The organism is Porticoccus sp. Uisw_050_02 (assembly GCF_047729555.1).
Lineage (GTDB): Bacteria > Pseudomonadota > Gammaproteobacteria > Pseudomonadales > Porticoccaceae > Porticoccus.
In genome coordinates this window covers 973392-991880 of the sequence record NZ_CP159825.1, presented here as the reverse complement: position 1 = coordinate 991880, position 18489 = coordinate 973392, and the positions used below count along the sequence as shown (strand labels likewise).

The window sequence follows — 18489 nt, the reverse complement described above, 5'->3', positions numbered from 1 at the left end:
TTAAAGATTATTTTCTTTCACAAATTGTCTTAATTATGGTATAAAGCGCACCGCTTTGAAGCTATTATCAACACTAAAGTGAAGCTAGTATTAAGCAAGAAATAGAGACTAATGACGCGCATATATCGACACGCTTGTCTGGGTGCTTGCTTTGCGGCAAGTTGACTTGTGGGGTGTATGTAAGTTTAACCCTAATTTAAGGAAAAAATTATGACAGCTGTAAGCATGAAAGATATGTTGCAGGCTGGGGTCCATTTTGGGCATCAGACTCGCTACTGGAATCCAAAAATGGATAAGTTTATTTTTGGAGCTCGCAATAAAATCCATATTTTGAATTTAGACCATACCGTCCCAGTCTTTAACGAAGTGTTGGGGATGATTCGCAAGATGGGCGCTAACAATAATAAAGTTTTGTTTGTTGGTACCAAGCGAGCTGCACAAAAAACCATAGCTGAAGAGGCTCATCGAGCAGGAATGCCTTTCGTTAGTCATCGTTGGCTAGGAGGGATGTTGACTAATTATAAAACGATTCGTGCCTCTATTAAGCGTTTTCGTGACCTTGAAGCCCAGAGCCTAGATGGAACTTTTGACAGACTTACAAAAAAAGAAGCCTTGATGAGAACCCGATTAATGGAAAAGCTTAATAATTCCATCGGTGGTATTAAGGATATGGGGGGGCTTCCGGATATATTATTTGTGGTAGATGTTGATTATGAGCGTATTGCGATACAGGAAGCCAACAAGCTTGGAATTCCTGTTATTGGCATTGTTGACACAAATAGTAATCCTGATGGCATTGATTATGTAATTCCTGGAAATGATGACGCGATTCGCGCAATTAAGTTATTTTGCTCTGCTGTTGCTGATTCAATCTTAGAAGGAAGAGCTGATGCAAATGTTGTTGTAGCCAAGGACGAGTTTATTGAAGTAGAGGCAGCTACAGAGACTAAAGGTGAGCTCGCTAAAGCAGAAATTACTGCTGATTTAGTCAGTACTCAAGATAAGAATAAATCTACCACGATAGAAACAAAAGTCGTTCAGGCAGAAATATAAGCTGCAGAGTAATGGTTTAAGCTTGTTCAAATGAACATTAAGGGGGCTCTGCCCCCTTTTTCGAATTCAAATGATTAAAATAAAGCAGGGAGTAAGATAATGGCAGCGTTTTCTGCATCTATGATAAAAGATCTTCGTGACCGCACCGGTCTTGGAATGATGGAATGTAAAAGAGCTTTGGCAGAGTCCGAAGGAAATATCGACAAAGCAATTGACGATCTTCGTAAATCTAGCGGTATGAAAGCTGCTAAGAAGGCAGGCCGCATAGCTGCTGATGGTGTTGTTGCTCTGAGGCTGTCTCAAGACAACACTTATGGTGTGATGATTGAAATCAATACTGAGACAGATTTTGCGGCTCGCGATGAAGGGTTTGTAAAGTTTGTCGAGGTCTGTCTTGACAAAGCTTTTAATGAAAAGTCATTCCATTTTGATGAATTTATTGCAAGCATGGAAGATTCTCGGCAGGGTTTAGTCCAGAAGATAGGCGAAAATATAAGTATTCGACGAATTGAGACAATGGAGGCACCAGTTATTGGGACTTACATACATAGCAACAATCGTATAGGTGTTTTAGTAGGGCTAACGGGTATCAATACTACTGTTTCTAAAGATGTTGCCATGCACATTGCTGCAGTCAACCCTCAAGTAGTGAAGCCAGAAGATATGCCTGATTCTTTGGTGGAAAAAGAGAAAGAAATTTTTATTGCACAGGCTAAAGAAAGCGGTAAGTCAGAGGAGATAGTTGAAAAAATGAGTACTGGTCGTATTAATAAGTTTTTATCAGAATCCAGTCTCATCAATCAACCTTTTGTCAAGAATCCAGAAATTACAGTAAATAAATTGCTAGAAGATGCTGGCGCCGAGGTCCTCTCTTTTTGTCGATTTGAAGTTGGTGAAGGAATTGAAAAGATTGAAGTAGATTTTGCTGCAGAAGTAGCCGCACAGATTAGTGCAGCTAAGTAAAATAAAAACGGAGGCCTAGGTCTCCGTTTTTATTTATACTCAGAAAAACAGCGCCAAGAAAGATAACCTTGGAGTAAAGATATGCCTTCTATTGGAGACAAAAAGTATAAGAGAATACTGCTGAAGTTAAGTGGTGAGGAGCTAATGGGCGATGAGGGTTTTGGTATTGATCCAAGAGTGCTAGATCGGATGGCTCTCGAGATAGGTCAGTTGGTTGGTATTGGCGTTCAAATAGGCTTAGTTATTGGAGGAGGGAACTTGTTTCGAGGCGCTGCACTTAATGCTGCCGGAATGGAGCGTGTTACTGGTGATCATATGGGCATGCTGGCGACTATGATGAATGGTTTGGCTATGAGGGACGCCCTTGATCGTAACAATATTTCTGCGCATGTAATGTCTGCAATTTCAATGAGTGGTGTTATGGAGCAATATGATCGTCGTAAGGCTACACGTTATCTTGACAGCGGGGACGTGGTAATTTTTTCTGCGGGCACAGGAAACCCTTTTTTTACCACTGACTCTGCGGCATGTTTGCGCGGTATCGAGATTGATGCAGAAATCGTTTTAAAGGCGACCAAGGTTGATGGCGTATATTCCTCAGACCCGCTATTAAACACTGATGCTACAATGTATCCCCGTCTTACTTATGATGAAGCTTTAGAAAAAAAATTAGGTGTAATGGACTTAACGGCAATTTGTTTGTGTCGCGAGCATCACATGCCTCTCAGGGTCTTTCGCATGTCGAAACCTGGAGCGCTCTTAAATATCGTGGTAGGTGGGGACGAGGGAACTTTGATTGAGGAACAACATAATGCTTGATGATTTAAGGCAAGATGCAGAAGAGCGTATGGTTAAAAGTGTAACTGCGTTATCTCACGCTTTTAATAAAATTCGCACAGGGCGAGCTCACCCCAGTTTGCTGGATGGTCTAGTAGTATCTTATTACGGTGTCGATACACCGCTATCCCAAGTTGGGAATGTTAATGTTTTGGATGCTCGAACTTTGTCTATTTCTGTGTGGGAGAAAAATTTAATACCAGAGGTAGAGAAGGCAATCCATAAATCTGATTTAGGATTAAACCCATCATCTACTGGAGAGCTTGTCCGTATTCCCATGCCGCAGCTAACAGAGGAAACTCGGAAGAATTTTATAAAAAAAGCTCGCGCGGAGGCAGAAAGCGCTAGAGTGTCTGTTCGTAATACTCGACGTGATGTTCTTTCAGATGCAAAAGAATTACATAAGGAGAAAGAAATTACTGAGGATGATGAACGAAGAGTGCAGGATGATATCCAAAAAATAACTGACAAATATGTTAAACAAATTGAAGAGGTCTTGGCCGCCAAGGAAATTGATCTGATGGAGGTTTAGCTCAAGGCCATCCTATGAAAAAATCTATAAAAATTGTAGCCCCTGTAAATCCTTTGCGCCATGTAGCGATTATAATGGATGGCAACCATCGATGGGCCGATGAGATGGGCTTGCGTGGAATCGAAGGCCATAAAATGGGTATCGAAAGAGTTCGCGATGTTCTCGATGCTGCCGAAAAATATAATATCAGCACACTTACGCTTTTTGGGTTTAGTAGTGAAAACTGGAAGAGACCAAAGATAGAAGTCAAAGCCCTGATGTCCTTGCTAGCCTTATATCTCAAGAAAGAATTGAAAAATTTAAAAAAGAAAGGTGTGAAACTAAAGGTTATTGGCCGCAGAGAATACTTCAGCTCAAAATTAATTAAATTAATTGAGGATACTGAAGCCGCAACAGAAAATGGTAAACGTACTTTGGTGCTAGCCTTGGATTATGGAGGAAAATGGGAAATCACAGAGGCTGCAAGAAAAATCGCACAATACATTGAGTCCGGCCAGTTGAATCCAGATGAGATAACTGAGGGTATCGTCAACGAAAACATGTGTCTATCCGAACTGCCTCCTCCTGATATCTGTATTCGCACCGGAGGAGAGCAGCGAATTAGCAATTTTTTGTTGTGGCACATGGCTTATACAGAATTTTATTTTACGGATTGCTACTGGCCATCTTTTGATGGCGCAGCTTTTGATGCTGCAATGCTTGATTACCAGCAACGACATAGACGTTTTGGTAAACGAGAAAAAGTATTGCTTAATGCAGAAATTAACAGGAAGTAGATGTGCCTAAAAAGAGAATTATAACAGCCATATTTATAGCTATAATTTTTAGTGCTGCATTATTTTTTCTCGAGTCCTATGCATTCTCTGTTTTCTCAGCAGTCGTAATTGTTTATGCGGGCTGGGAATGGGCGAGATTGTCCGGTCTTCTCACTCCTCCTTTAAAGCTGCTCTATGCTTTCTTTGTATTAAGCATCTTGATTCTATCAGGCTACATTTTAGGTCTAGCCAAAACAACACCAATTCATTTGGACACTGCTAAAGTCTTAATGACTTGGCTTGTTCCGTGGTGGGCGATAGCTCTGTTATGGATCCAAGGGTATCCAAGTAGCGCTGTACTTTGGGGTAGTCGTTGCGTGAGAGGGTTAATGGGGTTGCTTGTTTTGGTTCCAACTTGGCTGTCAATAGTAATTTTAACTTCTTTAGATAATGGAAAATGGTTAGTTTTTGTTGTTGTTTTAATCGTTGCATCTGCTGATATTGGAGCCTATTTTTCTGGCTCCAGATTCGGAAAAAATAAGCTTTCTCCAAATGTAAGTCCCAATAAAACCTGGGAAGGCTTCTTGGGAGCGATAATTGCGAATCTCTGTTTAACTTTTTTGCTTGGGATTTTTTTAAAGTTAAATTTGACAGAATGGTTAATGTTATTTTTTATCGTAATGGCCACAGTTTTAGCTGCTGTGGTTGGAGATTTACTGGAAAGCATGATGAAACGCCATCGAGGGGTGAAAGATAGCGGAAATATCTTACCAGGTCACGGCGGTGTTTTAGACCGCGTGGATAGCCTTACTGCTGCATTGCCTGTTTTCACCTTAATTTTTATTTATAGTAGCTTTCAATTATGAAGGCCAGTTGTGGTAATTTATGCAGATATTAACAGTTCTGGGATCAACAGGATCTATTGGTGTTAATGCTCTAGATATCGTTTCTCAACACCCGGATCGATTTAAGATTTTTGCTCTAAGCTGCCATACGAGAGTCGCTGATCTGGCTGCTCAGTGTGAAAAATTCAAGCCTGTTTTCGCTGTAGTTTCTGACCCATCAAAAGTAGATACTTTGAAGAGATTACTTAAAAGCTCCTCTCCAAATACAAAGGTTTTATCTGGAGTTGATGGTTTATGTCTTGTGTCTAAAGATCTCTCAGTCGACACAGTGGTGGCAGCCATAGTCGGTGCTGTTGGGCTATTACCAATATTGGAAGCAGCAAATGCGGGAAAAAAGATTTTATTAGCAAATAAAGAATCTTTGGTTATGGCGGGCTCCCTCCTGATAGATGCAGTGCGTCAAGCCGACGGCATGCTACTACCGATTGATAGTGAACATAACGCGATATTTCAATGCCTTCCTTCTGATTATACAGGCACTCAAAGATGCGGCGTTCGTAAAATATTGCTAACCGCATCAGGCGGCCCTTTCAGATCGGTTGACTTGGATAGCTTGCGAACAATGACGCCAGACCAGGCTTGTTCTCATCCTAACTGGACGATGGGTAGAAAAATATCAGTAGACTCTGCAACTATGATGAATAAGGGGCTTGAGCTGATCGAAGCTTGCTGGCTTTTCGGTGTCTCCCCTAGTGAAATAGAGATTGTCGTCCATCCTCAGAGTATTATTCACTCAATGGTAGAGTATCTAGATGGCTCTATTTTAGCCCAATTAGGGAATCCTGATATGAGGACTCCAATTGCACATGCCATGGCGTGGCCTGAAAGAATTTCTTCTGGAGTAAGCAGCCTAGATATTATTAATGCGGCACGCTTAGATTTTGAGGCACCAGATTTGTCGCGCTTCCCTTGTTTGGCTTTAGCTATACAGGCCGCCCACAAGGGAGGTAGTGCGCCTATTGCGCTGAATGCCTCCAATGAGGTGGCGGTGGGGGCTTTTCTTGAAAATAAAATTTTATTTACACAAATATCAGAAGTTGTCGCCATAGTTTTGGAAGAAACAGCAATAGTAGAACTAAGTTCATTGAATGCTATTCAAAATTGCGATCGTCGGTCTCGAGAATTAGCAGCAAGACTTGTTATAAATCATTTTTAGAAGTAATTTAACTTATAAGAAATTTTCTAATTTAGACTAAAGCGGAGGCTTAGTGGACCTACTTTCAACAGTTTTTTATACATTGCTCGCATTGGCCTTATTAATATCCTTTCATGAATTTGGTCATTTTTTTGTAGCCAGAATTTGCGAAGTGAAGGTTATATGTTTTTCTATTGGTTTTGGCCCCAAGGTCTTAGGCTGGCGTGACAGCAGGGGAACTGAGTTTGTTTTGTCAGCACTGCCTCTTGGCGGCTACGTTAAAATGGTTGATGAGAGAGAAGGTGACGTACTCCCGGAAGATTTAGCTTTTGCTTTTACTCAAAAAACTGTTTGGCAGAGAATGGCTATTGTTTTGGCGGGCCCCGCAGCTAATTTTCTGCTGGCAATTCTTATTTATTGGGCATTATTTCTGCAGGGGGTGACAGGCATAGTGCCCATTATTGGATCAATTTCTCCTGATTCTATTGCTGATAAGGCTGGTCTTAAAGTCGGACATCAGATTGTAGCTGTTGATGGAAAGAAAACCCCAACATGGCGTAAATTTCATGAGCAGCTTTTAGGTCGCATGGGAGAGTCAGGTGTCATTAGTTTTACAGTTAAACTACCTGGTGAGCCTGCATACTATAAGCATCATGGACAACTCGAAAACTGGATGGCTGGAGATGAAAAATTAAATCCATTGTCAAGTATAGGGGTGGTGCCCTATGCTCCTGCAGTGACTCCTAGGGCTGACACCATAGTTCCCGGTAGTCCAGCAGCGCAAGCCGGCCTGATATCTGGCGATCTTCTCTTGTCTGCTGATAATCTCCCCCTGACAGAGTGGGCGGCATGGGTAGCATATGTTCGTGATCGACCTGAGGTAACTATAGATATCAAGGTGAAGCGAGAAAATGATGTATTTTATACAAAAATAACTCCTAAAAAAATTGTATCAGACGCAGGAGATGTTTTTGGTCAAGTCGGAATATCTGTGAAGTCAGTAGATTGGCCGGAAAATATGTATTTTAATGTTGAATACGGCCCGCTTGGCGCGCTAGCTGAGGCGTTCAGTAGAACCTGGGCAACTTCTGTTATGATTCTGGACTCAGTTAAAAAGATGCTGATAGGTGACATATCGATAAAGCACTTGAGCGGGCCTATTAGCATTGGTAAAGTGGCCGGCAAGTCAGCCGAATATGGACTGGCAGCCTATTTAGGATTTTTGGCATTACTGAGTGTCAGCTTAGGTATTATGAATTTGCTGCCAATCCCAGTTTTGGATGGTGGGCATTTTTTGTATTTTGTGATTGAAGCTATCAAGGGCTCGCCTTTGCCTGAAAGAATTCAGATGCTGGGCTTCAGGGCAGGTATATTTTTGGTGGTTGGGTTGATGTCGTTAGCCCTGTACAATGATATATTAAATTAATTTTTTGTAGTTAATGGCACGGGTGATTGTTTTTAGCGCAATCAAGGTTAAATTAAAAAAAGAGTAAATTGATGTCAATGAAATCCCTTTTCCTTTTTTTATGCCTGCTCGTGGTTTCTCTCAATGTTCGCGCAGAGATATTTCAAATTGAAGACATCAGAGTCGATGGCCTTGAGCGCGTTTCATCGGGCACTATATTCTCCTCACTGACTGTCAGCGTTGGAGATACCATTGATAGTGAAAATATTCGTAATCTTACAAGAGATTTATTTCGATTAGGATTTTTTGATGATATAAAAATTTCTCGCGATGATGGCGTGTTAATTATTTCCGTTTCAGAGAGGCCTGCGGTAGCTAAGTTGATTATTGAGGGCAATACGGCCATTCCAGAGGAGACCTTAATAACGTCTTTGAGTGATGCTGGATTGGCTGAGGGGCAGATTTTTCGTCAGGCAATTCTAGAGGGAATGAGTCAAGAACTTGAGCGACAGTACGTAAAGCAGGGTAGATATGGTGCTGGAATCGACATAGACGTTGAGGAGCTCCCTCAAAACAGGGTGGTAGTAACGATTAAAATAGATGAAGGTGATGTTGCAGCAATATCAGGTATTAATATTGTTGGAAATAAAGATTTCGATGACGACACCCTTAAGATTTTGTTTGAATTAAAGAAATCTAATTTATTATCTTTTATTGCTCAAGATGATAAATATAATCGAGAGAAGTTAACTGGAGACATAGAAAGACTGGAATCTTGGTATCTTAATAGAGGTTATCTTGATTTTTCAATACAGTCTACCCAGGTAACTATTAGCCCAAATCGCAAGTCAGTCTTTATAACAATAAATATAAACGAAGGCAGTATTTACACTGTTTCTGAAATTCTTCTCGCTGGTAATCCTACTATATCCGAGGATGAGATTAGGGAATTGATTATTCAGAAGAAGGGAGAAACGTTTTCTCAGGTGATTATGACCCGCTCAGCAGAAAGAATTTCTGCTCGGCTAGGTAACGATGGATACGCTTTCGCTGAGGTTAAGGGCGTCACCCAGATGGATGAAAAAGCCAAAACTACCCAATTGACATTTTACATAGATCCTGGAACCCGAGCTTATGTCAGACGGATTGAGTTTCGTGGAAATACCAAAACAATGGATGAAGTTTTGCGACGAGAAATGCGTCAAATCGAAGGTGCTACTGCTTCTAGTGAGAAGATTGCGTGGTCCAAGAATCGACTGCAGCGAATAGGATTTTTTAAGTCGGTAGAATCTGAAACTCGTCCTGTTCCTGGGGTAAGTGATCAAGTCGATGTTTTTTATACAGTGGAGGAGCAACCCTCAGGAACTGTCGGAGCAAGCTTGGGGTTTGCGCAGACATATGGACTTACCCTGGGCGCCAATATAGCGGAAAGTAATTTCCTCGGTACCGGCAACAGATTAAAACTAGGTTTAAGTCAAAATGGCTTCCAAACAAATTTATCCTTGAATTATTCGGATCCATATTTTACAGATGACGGTGTTAGTGCGGGCTTTATGGTTTTTGCACAAAAGAAAGATTATGACGAAGGAAACATATCTAGCTATACGACAGAAAGCCAAGGGGCCTCTACTTCATTCAGCTACCCTATATCTGAAGTTCAAAATATTGGTTTTGGGCTTGGATATGAAAATCTTGAGCTTGATTCTGGCGGATCCTTCAAGACAAGACTTATGGAAAAATTTTTAGATGAAGAAGGAGAAGATTACCATATATTTACTAGTAATTTATCCTGGGGGGTGTCCACTCTTAACGGCGCAGGCCTTGATGCAACAAGGGGTCAATCGCACAGAATATCAGCAGAGTTAACTTTGCCGGCGGGTGATCTGAATTATTATAAGTTTAACTATGATGGTCAATTTTTTCATTCATTAAGCAGAGACCTCACTCTGCATCTACATTCAAATTTTGGCTATGGAGATGGTTACGGCAACACTGAAAATCTTCCATTTTTCAAGAACTTTTATTCAGGAGGTAATGGTTCAGTTCGTGGTTTCGAGCAAAATACACTTGGCCCGAGAGACGTTCCTCTGACGGCCGGCTACGAACATGAAGCCGAGCCTTTTGGTGGCAATGTTGTTATGGAGGGTACAGCAGAAGTTTTATTCCCTATGCCATTTTTGAAGGATAAGAGACTTGTTCAAATGACCGTCTTCATGGACGCTGGTAATGTCTTTTCCGATGACTGTGGAAACACTTCAGAGGACTTTTGCCAAGAGCCAGATTTAGCAGACTTGAGGTATTCTATGGGCATTGGGGGTACATGGAAGAGTAGTTTTGGTCCCATATCTGTTAGTTTTGCAGTGCCTTTTAATACAGGAAAAGAGGATGAAAAAGAAACATTCCAGTTTAATATGGGTGGTGGATTTTAAAGTATAGTAGGAACCTGCATAAAAAAATAATAACTAGATTTAAACTTATAAGGAGAAGAAAGTGCGTATAGCAAATATATTAATATTGACCTTGGCGACGTTAATCTCAGTAAACGTTACTGCAGAGCAGTCCATTATGAAGATAGGCATCGTGGCCCCAGATGCTGCGTTGTTTAATACCGAATATGCTTTAGCTGAGTTTAAAAAAATAGAAACAAGTAAAGAATTTTCAGCCATGAAATCGAAGTTTGACGGCCTATTGGAGGAAGTTAAGAAACTAAATACAGAGATAGAAAACAAGGGCATGACCTGGTCTGCCCAGCAGAATCAGGATGCTCAAAAAAATATGGGTTTTCTCAGGGCAGATATAGAGCTAATTCAGAAAAAACTTCAATCTGAGCAAAAAGCATTACAGACAAGAGTTGTGAAAGCCATGGAAGATAAGATCAAAGAGGCCCTGCAAGAGATGATCAAGGAGGAAGAAATAACACTCCTTCTTAGGAAAGAGACAGCTATCTTTGGTGGCGCGAATGTAGATTACACATCAAAGCTGATCGATCGGCTTAACAAGAAAATGAAATAACTCTCTTGAGCGAAAGAAATATATTGAAGCAGATAAAAAATGCCTAGTTATTCATTAGACTATATAGCTAAACACATAGAGGCAGAGCTAGTAGGCGACAGCCAGTATAAAATTTCTGGCTTAAATACTATAGAGAAAGCAGATTCGGCAGAATTAACATTTTTGGCGAATCCTCTCTATAAGCAATTTTTATCTTGTACTAAAGCAGGGGCAGTAATTATTTCGCGATCAGGTTTATCGGATTATTCTGGTAATGCACTTGTTGTGGACTCCCCTTACCTTGCTTATGCGCTGGTGTCAGCGCTTTTTAATAAAGCACCTATTGTAGCAGCAGGCATCCACCAGACAGCAGTTATTGCGGTTAGTGCTAAAATTTCCAAGACTGCCGCGATAGGCCCAAATGTAGTGCTTGGAGAAAATGTGACTATTGGTGCCAGTTGTCAGGTGGGTGCTAATACTACGATAGGCGACGGCTCTATTCTTGGGGATTATTGTAAGATTTATTCAAATGTTTCTATTTATCATGGAGTTACCATAGGTAGTGAGACCATTGTGCATAGCGGCGCTGTTATTGGGGCAGATGGATTTGGTTTTGCTAGGAGCCCAAACCATTGGACAAAAATTCATCAGTTAGGTGGAGTCGTTATAGGTAAGAGAGTAGAAATCGGTGCCTGCACCACTATAGACAGAGGAGCCCTCGGCGATACCGTTATTGAAGATGGTGTAATTTTCGATAATCATGTGCAAATTGCTCACAATGTATATGTTGGTGAAAATACAGCTATTGCCGGATGTTCCGGCATATCAGGAAGTACGGTAGTGGGTAAAAATTGTATTTTTGCCGGACAAACCGGAGTATCAGGCCATTTAAAAATTTGCGATAACGTTCAAATTACTGGCGGCAGTATTGCTAGGCAGTCAATATCTGAGCCGGGCTCATATTCATCAGGAATAATGCTGACTCATACGAAAAAATGGAAAAAAAATGCAGTTCGTTTCAACGAGCTAAATGACCTAGCTCAGCGGCTCAATGCATTAGAAAAAAAGATATAACTTTCGGTACTACTTTACCTTTTAGGTGTCTAGAGATAACTTAATGAATATAAATGATATAAAGAAGCGTTTACCCCAAAGATATCCATTCCTTTTGTTGGATCGTGTTGTAGAAATAGATCCGGGTGACAGAATTTTGGCCTATAAAAATATTACAGCTAATGAGGATGTTTTTAATGGGCATTTTCCTAGTACACCAATTTTCCCAGGGGTAATGATTATCGAAGCGATGGCTCAAGCAGCAGGAGTACTGGGTTTTGTTACTGCTGGCAAGTATGCAGACGATGATGTGCTGTATTTGTTCGCTGGAGTGGATGGTGTTCGCTTCAAGCGCCAGGTTATACCTGGAGACAAGCTGACGTTAGAAGCAAAAATTGACTCAGTGAAGCGAACAATTTGGCGATTCAAATGCAGAGCAACCGTTGACAACGAGTTGGCCTGCGAGGCCACCATACTCTGTGCTTTGAAGTCGGCCTGAAGATTATGTCTCTTATTAGCTCAAGTGCAATCATTCACCCTACTGCAGAATTGGCTGAAGGCGTCGAAGTTGGACCCTGGACCCTTATAGGTGCCAATGTCAAAATTGGAGCCGGCAGCGTGATCCACGCTCATGTTGTCATAAAAGGCCCAACTGTTATAGGTAAAAATAATCGTATTTTTCAGTTTTCTACCATAGGTGAGGATACACCAGATTTAAAGTACGCAGGAGAGCCCACTCGACTAGAGATAGGCGATAATAATACTATTCGTGAGGGGGTTACGATTCACAGAGGGACTGTCCAGGATAATAGCTTGACCCTTATCGGTAGCAATAATTTGATGATGGCCTATGTGCATATAGGCCATGATTGCGTGGTGGGAAATAACTGTATTTTGGTCAATAACGCGTCCCTCTCTGGCCATGTTAATTTAGGTGACTGGGCAATTCTTTCGGGCTATGTACTAGTGCATCAATTCGTCTCTATTGGAGCACATACTTTAATTGGGCCGGCAGCATTTTTACCCCAAGATGTCCCTGCTTACGTTACTGCTTTTGGCTCTCCTGCAGAACCTAAAACTATTAATTCAGTAGGTCTTAGACGCAGAGGTTTCAGCAAGGACGCCATTTTAGCGATCAAGCAGGGGTACAAAATACTTTACCGCCAAGGACTTTCGCTAGATGATGCGCTGATAAAGCTTCATGTGCTTGCATCGCAATATTCTGAGGTTAATCTATTGTTAGATTCAGTAAAAATGTCTTCACGCGGAATCATTCGCTAAGCTATGATCCAGCCTTATAAAATAGGAATAGTTGCAGGGGAATCTTCCGGCGATCAGTTGGGCGCTGGGCTAATTTGCGCACTAAAAGTCTATTACCCTGATGCAATTTTCGAGGGAATAGGTGGCTCCAAGATGGCCAAAGAGGGTTTTGTGTCACTGTTTCCTATCGACAGGCTTTCTGTGATGGGGTTTATTGAGCCATTAAAAAGACTACCAGAATTATTTCGAATTAGAAAAAATTTGTTTCAGTATTTTTGTGATGGAAAATTTGATCTCGTAGTGGGTATTGATTCTCCAGACTTCAATCTTGGCCTAGAGGAAAAATTACGGAATAAAGGTATTAAAACTGCCCATTACGTAAGTCCTTCTGTATGGGTATGGAGGCAAGGCAGAGTTAAAAAAATTGCTCGCGCTGTCGACCTAATGATTACATTATTTCCTTTTGAAAAATCTTTTTATCAGCAACATAGTATACCTGTAGTATGTGTTGGGCACCCCTTGGCGGAAGAGCTTCCAATACAGGGGGAAAAAAATAAAGCGCGTCAAGCATTAGGGTTAACCGATGGACCAGTTCTAACATTAATGCCTGGAAGCAGGGCATCAGAAATACAGAAGTTGGGGAGTTTATTTTTAAATGTAGCGCAACACTGCAAAAATAGCTTGCCTGACTTGCAGGTGATTATTCCTGCCGCTACCCTAGAGCGCAAGTCCCAGTTAGATCAAATACTAGATGATCATCCATTGCTGGAAGTGGTACTTTTGGATGATCAGTCACTCCTAGCGATGGCAGCAGCAGATGTAGTGTTACTCTCATCGGGTACGTCGACGCTAGAGGCTATGCTTTTAAAAAAACCCATGGTGGTAGCTTATCGCTTAGGAAGGCTAACTTATGCCTTGGTTTCAAGAATGGTGAAAGTTAAATATGTGGCACTACCAAATCTTCTTGCGGGCGAACCGTTGGTTCCGGAATTCCTGGAAGAGAACGCAACTATAAAAAATCTTTCAGGTGCAGTAATGAGGTTTTTTGAGCACCCTGAGCAGGCAAAAAAGCTACAAAAAAGGTTTATATCTATCCATGAATCACTAAAATGTGGTGGCAATGAAGCAGCGGCTAAGGCTCTGGTGGCGTTGATCGGCGCCCCCTAGGTATGGGTGACTGCTGTTTTTGTAGCCTGCTGGGGTCACTAGGTATTTAAAATAGATTGAGAGTTTGAGTGTGGTATTTGCTGAAAAAAAAGTACTCAGGTTAGCATATCAAGGCTCGTTGCTTGCTGGCGTTGATGAGGCTGGCAGAGGCCCCTTGGCTGGCGATGTTTTTTCTGCTGCAGTTATCCTTCACCCAGAAAATATTATTTTTGGGCTTGCAGACTCAAAGAAACTCTCTGAGAAACGTCGCCAAGAGTTAGCTGTTGAAATTAAAGAAAAAGCACTGTGCTGGAATGTAGCGCGATCTACGGTGAAAGAAATAGATCGCTTCAATATACTTGAAGCAACCATGATGGCTATGGAGCGTGCCGTTGAAGGATTAAGGATAGATCCAGAATATGTTGTGGTTGATGGAAATCGTTTGCCGTTATGGCGTTATGCTTCAGAGTCTATAATTAAGGGTGATGACAAGGTCCCCTCTATTAGCGCAGCATCAATTCTTGCCAAGGTTCACAGAGATGAAGAAATGATCGCTTTTGATAAGTTATATCCAGGTTATGGGTTTGATTGTCATAAAGGCTACGGAACAAAAAAACATTTTGAGGCTATAGGGAGGTTGGGCCCAAGCCTTATACACAGAAAGTCCTTTGAACCCTTTAAGAGTATGGATGCTTAAGTACTGCAACTGTCTTTGTATAATTATTCTTTCTATATAATCATAGGGGCTGATGCAGTAGGATAAGCAGTAGACTTCGATCTGTGTTAAGTCGTAAATTTATACAATGCAAGATATATTTGGCCTTAGGTATTAGGGCATTTTATAGGTTTAATTTTTTATGTCTGCGCCTTCATTTGTCCATCTCCGCCTGCATAGCGAGTATTCTCTTGTTGATGGCCTTGTGCGCATAAACCCTCTAGTGAATAGGGTGGTTGAACTAGGCATGCCTGCTGTTGCCCTCACAGATGTTACAAACTTCTTTGGTTTGATTAAATTTTACAAAGCAGCACATCTTTCCGGAATAAAACCTATTTGTGGCGCCGACCTCCGTGTTCGAAGCAATATTGAGGGCATCAAACCATTTGATCTTACATTCCTAGTGATGAATTTACAGGGTTATCAGAACTTAACAAGACTGATCTCTCGCGCTTACCAGGAGGGGCAAGTGCGTGGCGAGCCTTTGGTTCAAAAGCGCTGGATCGAAGAATCATCAGAAGGCTTAATCGTACTTGGCGGACATCAAAGTGATATTGGACAAGCATTGCTATCTGGGAACAAAAAGCAGGCTGAGGAGTGCTTGCAAAGCTGGCTTAGTGTCCTGCCTGAGCGATTTTATTTGGAGCTGAATAGGACTGGGCGGCCAGGCGAAGAGGATTTTATTCATAATGCAGTACAACTTTCTTCGATGTTTGATTGCCCTTTAGTTGCCACCAACGATGTTAGGTTTCTTGATTCTAGTCATTTCGAGGCCCATGAATCTAGAGTCTGTATTGGCCTGGGATATGTGTTAGACGATCCTAGGAGGGTGCGCACATATAGTGACGAGCAACACCTTCGTTCAGCAGAAGAAATGACTGAACTTTTTAACGATATACCTGAAGCTATTGAAAATACAATAGAGATTGCCTTGCGATGCAATCTGGAGCTTAAACTAGGGGAAACCTTCCTGCCTGAATATCCTGTTCCAGAGGGGCTGACGAAGGATGTATTTTTTGAAAAACTATCTGTGGAGGGGCTAGAAAAGCGTCTCTCAAAAATACTCGGTACTCTTGACAAAAGCCTAGAGAAGGAAAGAAAAGTATATTTTGACCGACTTCACTTTGAACTTGGAATTATTATTAAAATGGGCTATCAGGGCTACTTTTTGATAGTCATGGACTTTATTCAGTGGGCCAAAAAAAATGACATTCCTGTAGGTCCCGGTCGAGGCTCTGGAGCTGGCTCTTTAGTTGCTTACACCCTTGGTATTACAGACCTTGATCCCTTGCAGTATGGCTTACTTTTTGAGAGATTTTTGAATCCAGAGCGGGTTTCTATGCCAGATTTCGATATAGATTTCTGCATGGACAATCGTGATAGGGTTATTGCGTATGTTGCAGATCGATACGGCCGTGATGCTGTTTCTCAAATTATTACCTTCGGAAAAATGGCAGCTAAAGCTGTAGTTCGTGATGTAGCAAGAGTCCAAGGCAAGCCTTATGGTTTAGCAGATAGATTATCCAAAATGATTCCCGCTGATATTGGGATGACCCTTGAAAAGGCTGTTGAGCAGGAAAATATCCTGAAAGATTTTTTAGCTAGTAGCGAGGAAGCTCAAGAAATATGGGATATGGCACTTCAGCTTGAGGGCATTACTCGGAATGCAGGCAAGCATGCTGGAGGTGTTGTTATTGCGCCAACAAAACTTACAGATTTTTCTCCGTTATACTGTGATGAGTCTGGAGAGGGTCTTGTTACGCAGTTTGATAAGGATGATGTAGAAAGCGCAGGCTTGATAAAGTTTGATTTTTTGGGGCTAAGAACACTCACTATAATAGATTGTGCCGTAAAAATTGTAAATCAGCGGGGGCAGAATACAAAAAATGAGCCCCTTGTAATTAATGATATTCCATTAGATGACTCTTTAACCTATACCCTTATACAGAAAGGCGAGACAACGGCTGTATTTCAGTTAGAGTCCCAGGGCATGAAAGATTTAATGAAGCGCGTAGAGCCCAATTCTTTTGAGGATATTGTCGCGTTAGTGGCTTTATATAGGCCTGGTCCGCTTGAGTCTGGCATGGTGGATGATTTTGTTGACCGTAAACATGGAAGAGCAAAAGTTGCTTATCCTGATGAAAAATTTCAACATGAAAGTCTTAGGCCCATCTTAGAACCCACTTATGGTGTCATTGTATACCAAGAGCAGGTAATGCAGATCGCTCAAACTCTTGCTGGATATACTTTGGGTGAAGCAGACCTTTTGCGCCGCGCCATGGGTAAGAAGAAGCCAGAAGAGATGGCGAAACAGCGAGAAATTTTTGAAACAGGGGCGCAAAATCAAGGCATTGATCCTAGCCTTGCTATAAAAATATTTGATTTAGTGGAAAAATTTGCTGGGTATGGCTTTAATAAATCTCATTCTGCCGGATATGGGCTTCTTGCCTATCAAACTGCTTACCTAAAAGCACATTACTTGCCTGAATTTATGGCAGCAGTTTTGTCTGCTGACATGCAAAATACGGACAAGGTGGTAAAGTTGGTTGAAGAGTGCGGCGATCGAAGCTTAGCACTGCTGTCACCAGATATTAATCGAAGCACCTTCTGTTTCAAGGTCTCTGATCAGGGAGAAGTGATCTATGGGCTTGGGGCTATCAAAGGCTTAGGTGAGGGCCCTGTCGACAGTATCATCTCTGCAAGAGATAAAGACGGAGACTTTGTTAGCTTGTTTGATTTTTGCTCAAGGGTAGATGGGAAAAAAATCAATAAACGCTCTCTAGAAGCACTTATCCGTTCAGGGACAATGGATAGTATAGGGCCAATTGGCGAGATAGGGTTTAAGCGTGCAGTTATGCTGGCAGCAATGAGTGAGGCAGTCAAGATGGCTGAGCAGCGGACTCATAACGCTGTTAGCGGGATGACAGATCTTTTTGGAGACAAGGCGTTAGAGTTATCCCCTGAATTTGGGTACAAGAATTTTAATGATATTCGTTGTGAGACTGTCAAGGAAAGGTTGGGGGGAGAAAGGGATACATTGGGACTATATGTGTCTGGACACCCAGCTGATGAGTATATCGATGAGCTGGACGGCTTTATCAGACATCGTATCTGTGAATTAAAACCAGAAAAATCTACCCAGACTGTTGCGGGCTTGGTTGTGGGTACAAGAATGATCAGAACACGAAGTGGCGATAGCATGGCCATTATTTCCCTCGACGATAAAAGTGCTCGAATTGAGGTAGCAGTTTTTTCTGATGTTTTTAGTAGCTGCCGTGAAAAAATTATTAAAGATGAATTTTTAGTGGTGCAAGGGCAGGTATCTATAGACGATTATACTGATGGAGTTAAAATGCGCGCAGATCAAATTAATACTTTGTATGAGGCCCGGCTCAATCATTTAAAAAGTATTGTTATTGACTTGAGCAATGAGGATTTTCAGGAGTTTACTATTCGTGATATTTCTGAAATTATGCTTCCATATAATGAAGGAAAATGTCCAGTTCGTATTTGCTATAGCAACCCTAAAGCTTTATGCGAAATAGCCCTAGATAAAAAATGGCTGGTATCCCCTAAGGATGAACTATTGCAGAGATTAAAAGAAATGGTTGGTAGCGAGATGGTGCACTTAAGATTCTAGGCATGTCGGAAGTATTTACAGGTTAAAAATTAAGTGCCAGCACGGCTTATAGCCAAGCAATAAATCTTAACTTTCATTTATTTAATTAATTAGAAATTT

Annotated in this window: 15 protein-coding genes and 1 pseudogene; all 16 read left to right on the top strand. The window is 41.4% G+C overall.

Annotated elements, in window-relative coordinates; translation table 11 throughout:
• Positions 1 to 210: 210 nt before the first annotated feature.
• Positions 211 to 936: pseudogene (gene rpsB, locus ABXT41_RS04760) on the top strand (30S ribosomal protein S2); the annotation flags it as partial.
• Positions 937 to 1152: 216 nt separating this feature from the next.
• The gene (gene tsf, locus ABXT41_RS04755) at positions 1153 to 2016 is read left to right on the top strand and encodes a translation elongation factor Ts (RefSeq protein WP_415390382.1); all 864 of its coding nucleotides are present in this window, start codon (positions 1153 to 1155) and stop codon (positions 2014 to 2016) included.
• A gap of 81 nt (positions 2017 to 2097) precedes the next feature.
• Positions 2098 to 2835, top strand: coding sequence for a UMP kinase (gene pyrH / locus ABXT41_RS04750; protein WP_415390381.1), 738 nt, complete (start codon positions 2098 to 2100; stop codon positions 2833 to 2835).
• The gene (gene frr, locus ABXT41_RS04745; RefSeq protein ID WP_415390380.1) at positions 2828 to 3385 is read left to right on the top strand and encodes a ribosome recycling factor; all 558 of its coding nucleotides are present in this window, start codon (positions 2828 to 2830) and stop codon (positions 3383 to 3385) included. Before pyrH ends, frr begins: the two co-directional genes overlap by 8 nt.
• Before the next feature lie 14 nt (positions 3386 to 3399).
• Positions 3400 to 4161 (top strand): polyprenyl diphosphate synthase, encoded by a 762-nt coding sequence (gene uppS / locus ABXT41_RS04740; protein WP_415390379.1) that lies wholly within the window; start codon positions 3400 to 3402, stop codon positions 4159 to 4161.
• A gap of 2 nt (positions 4162 to 4163) precedes the next feature.
• Positions 4164 to 5006 (top strand): phosphatidate cytidylyltransferase, encoded by an 843-nt coding sequence (locus tag ABXT41_RS04735; RefSeq protein WP_415390378.1) that lies wholly within the window; start codon positions 4164 to 4166, stop codon positions 5004 to 5006.
• 19 nt (positions 5007 to 5025) lie between these two features.
• Entirely contained in the window at positions 5026 to 6201 is a 1176-nt protein-coding gene (gene ispC, locus ABXT41_RS04730) for a 1-deoxy-D-xylulose-5-phosphate reductoisomerase (RefSeq protein WP_415390377.1), read from the top strand.
• Between the two features lie 52 nt (positions 6202 to 6253).
• Entirely contained in the window at positions 6254 to 7606 is a 1353-nt protein-coding gene (gene rseP / locus ABXT41_RS04725) for an RIP metalloprotease RseP (protein WP_415390376.1), read from the top strand.
• 71 nt (positions 7607 to 7677) lie between these two features.
• Positions 7678 to 10014: an outer membrane protein assembly factor BamA gene (bamA, locus tag ABXT41_RS04720; RefSeq protein WP_415390375.1), complete on the top strand. Its 2337-nt coding sequence runs from the start codon at positions 7678 to 7680 to the stop codon at positions 10012 to 10014.
• A 61-nt stretch (positions 10015 to 10075) separates the two neighbouring features.
• Entirely contained in the window at positions 10076 to 10597 is a 522-nt protein-coding gene (locus ABXT41_RS04715) for an OmpH family outer membrane protein (protein ID WP_415390374.1), read from the top strand.
• Between the two features lie 39 nt (positions 10598 to 10636).
• Positions 10637 to 11650 (top strand): UDP-3-O-(3-hydroxymyristoyl)glucosamine N-acyltransferase, encoded by a 1014-nt coding sequence (lpxD, locus tag ABXT41_RS04710; RefSeq protein ID WP_415390373.1) that lies wholly within the window; start codon positions 10637 to 10639, stop codon positions 11648 to 11650.
• Positions 11651 to 11693: 43 nt separating this feature from the next.
• Positions 11694 to 12128 carry a 3-hydroxyacyl-ACP dehydratase FabZ gene (fabZ, locus tag ABXT41_RS04705; RefSeq protein ID WP_415390372.1) on the top strand — a complete coding sequence of 145 codons (435 nt, stop codon included), beginning with the start codon at positions 11694 to 11696 and terminating at the stop codon, positions 12126 to 12128.
• 5 nt (positions 12129 to 12133) lie between these two features.
• The gene (gene lpxA, locus ABXT41_RS04700; RefSeq protein WP_415390371.1) at positions 12134 to 12910 is read left to right on the top strand and encodes an acyl-ACP--UDP-N-acetylglucosamine O-acyltransferase; all 777 of its coding nucleotides are present in this window, start codon (positions 12134 to 12136) and stop codon (positions 12908 to 12910) included.
• Between the two features lie 3 nt (positions 12911 to 12913).
• Entirely contained in the window at positions 12914 to 14056 is a 1143-nt protein-coding gene (gene lpxB / locus ABXT41_RS04695; RefSeq protein WP_415390370.1) for a lipid-A-disaccharide synthase, read from the top strand.
• A gap of 70 nt (positions 14057 to 14126) precedes the next feature.
• The gene (rnhB, locus tag ABXT41_RS04690) at positions 14127 to 14732 is read left to right on the top strand and encodes a ribonuclease HII (protein WP_415390369.1); all 606 of its coding nucleotides are present in this window, start codon (positions 14127 to 14129) and stop codon (positions 14730 to 14732) included.
• A 160-nt stretch (positions 14733 to 14892) separates the two neighbouring features.
• Positions 14893 to 18390, top strand: coding sequence for a DNA polymerase III subunit alpha (dnaE, locus tag ABXT41_RS04685; RefSeq protein ID WP_415390368.1), 3498 nt, complete (start codon positions 14893 to 14895; stop codon positions 18388 to 18390).
• Positions 18391 to 18489 lie beyond the last annotated feature (99 nt).

Bases quoted from the DNA above. Each gene is read 5' to 3' on its own strand.
- tsf (WP_415390382.1), top strand. From the start codon at position 1,153: ATGGCAGCGTTTTCTGCATCTATGATAAAAGATCTTCGTGACCGCACC.
- pyrH (WP_415390381.1), top strand. From the start codon at position 2,098: ATGCCTTCTATTGGAGACAAAAAGTATAAGAGAATACTGCTGAAGTTA.
- frr (WP_415390380.1), top strand. From the start codon at position 2,828: ATGCTTGATGATTTAAGGCAAGATGCAGAAGAGCGTATGGTTAAAAGT.
- uppS (WP_415390379.1), top strand. From the start codon at position 3,400: ATGAAAAAATCTATAAAAATTGTAGCCCCTGTAAATCCTTTGCGCCAT.
- ispC (WP_415390377.1), top strand. From the start codon at position 5,026: ATGCAGATATTAACAGTTCTGGGATCAACAGGATCTATTGGTGTTAAT.
- bamA (WP_415390375.1), top strand. From the start codon at position 7,678: ATGTCAATGAAATCCCTTTTCCTTTTTTTATGCCTGCTCGTGGTTTCT.
- lpxD (WP_415390373.1), top strand. From the start codon at position 10,637: ATGCCTAGTTATTCATTAGACTATATAGCTAAACACATAGAGGCAGAG.
- fabZ (WP_415390372.1), top strand. From the start codon at position 11,694: ATGAATATAAATGATATAAAGAAGCGTTTACCCCAAAGATATCCATTC.
- lpxA (WP_415390371.1), top strand. From the start codon at position 12,134: ATGTCTCTTATTAGCTCAAGTGCAATCATTCACCCTACTGCAGAATTG.
- lpxB (WP_415390370.1), top strand. From the start codon at position 12,914: ATGATCCAGCCTTATAAAATAGGAATAGTTGCAGGGGAATCTTCCGGC.
- dnaE (WP_415390368.1), top strand. From the start codon at position 14,893: ATGTCTGCGCCTTCATTTGTCCATCTCCGCCTGCATAGCGAGTATTCT.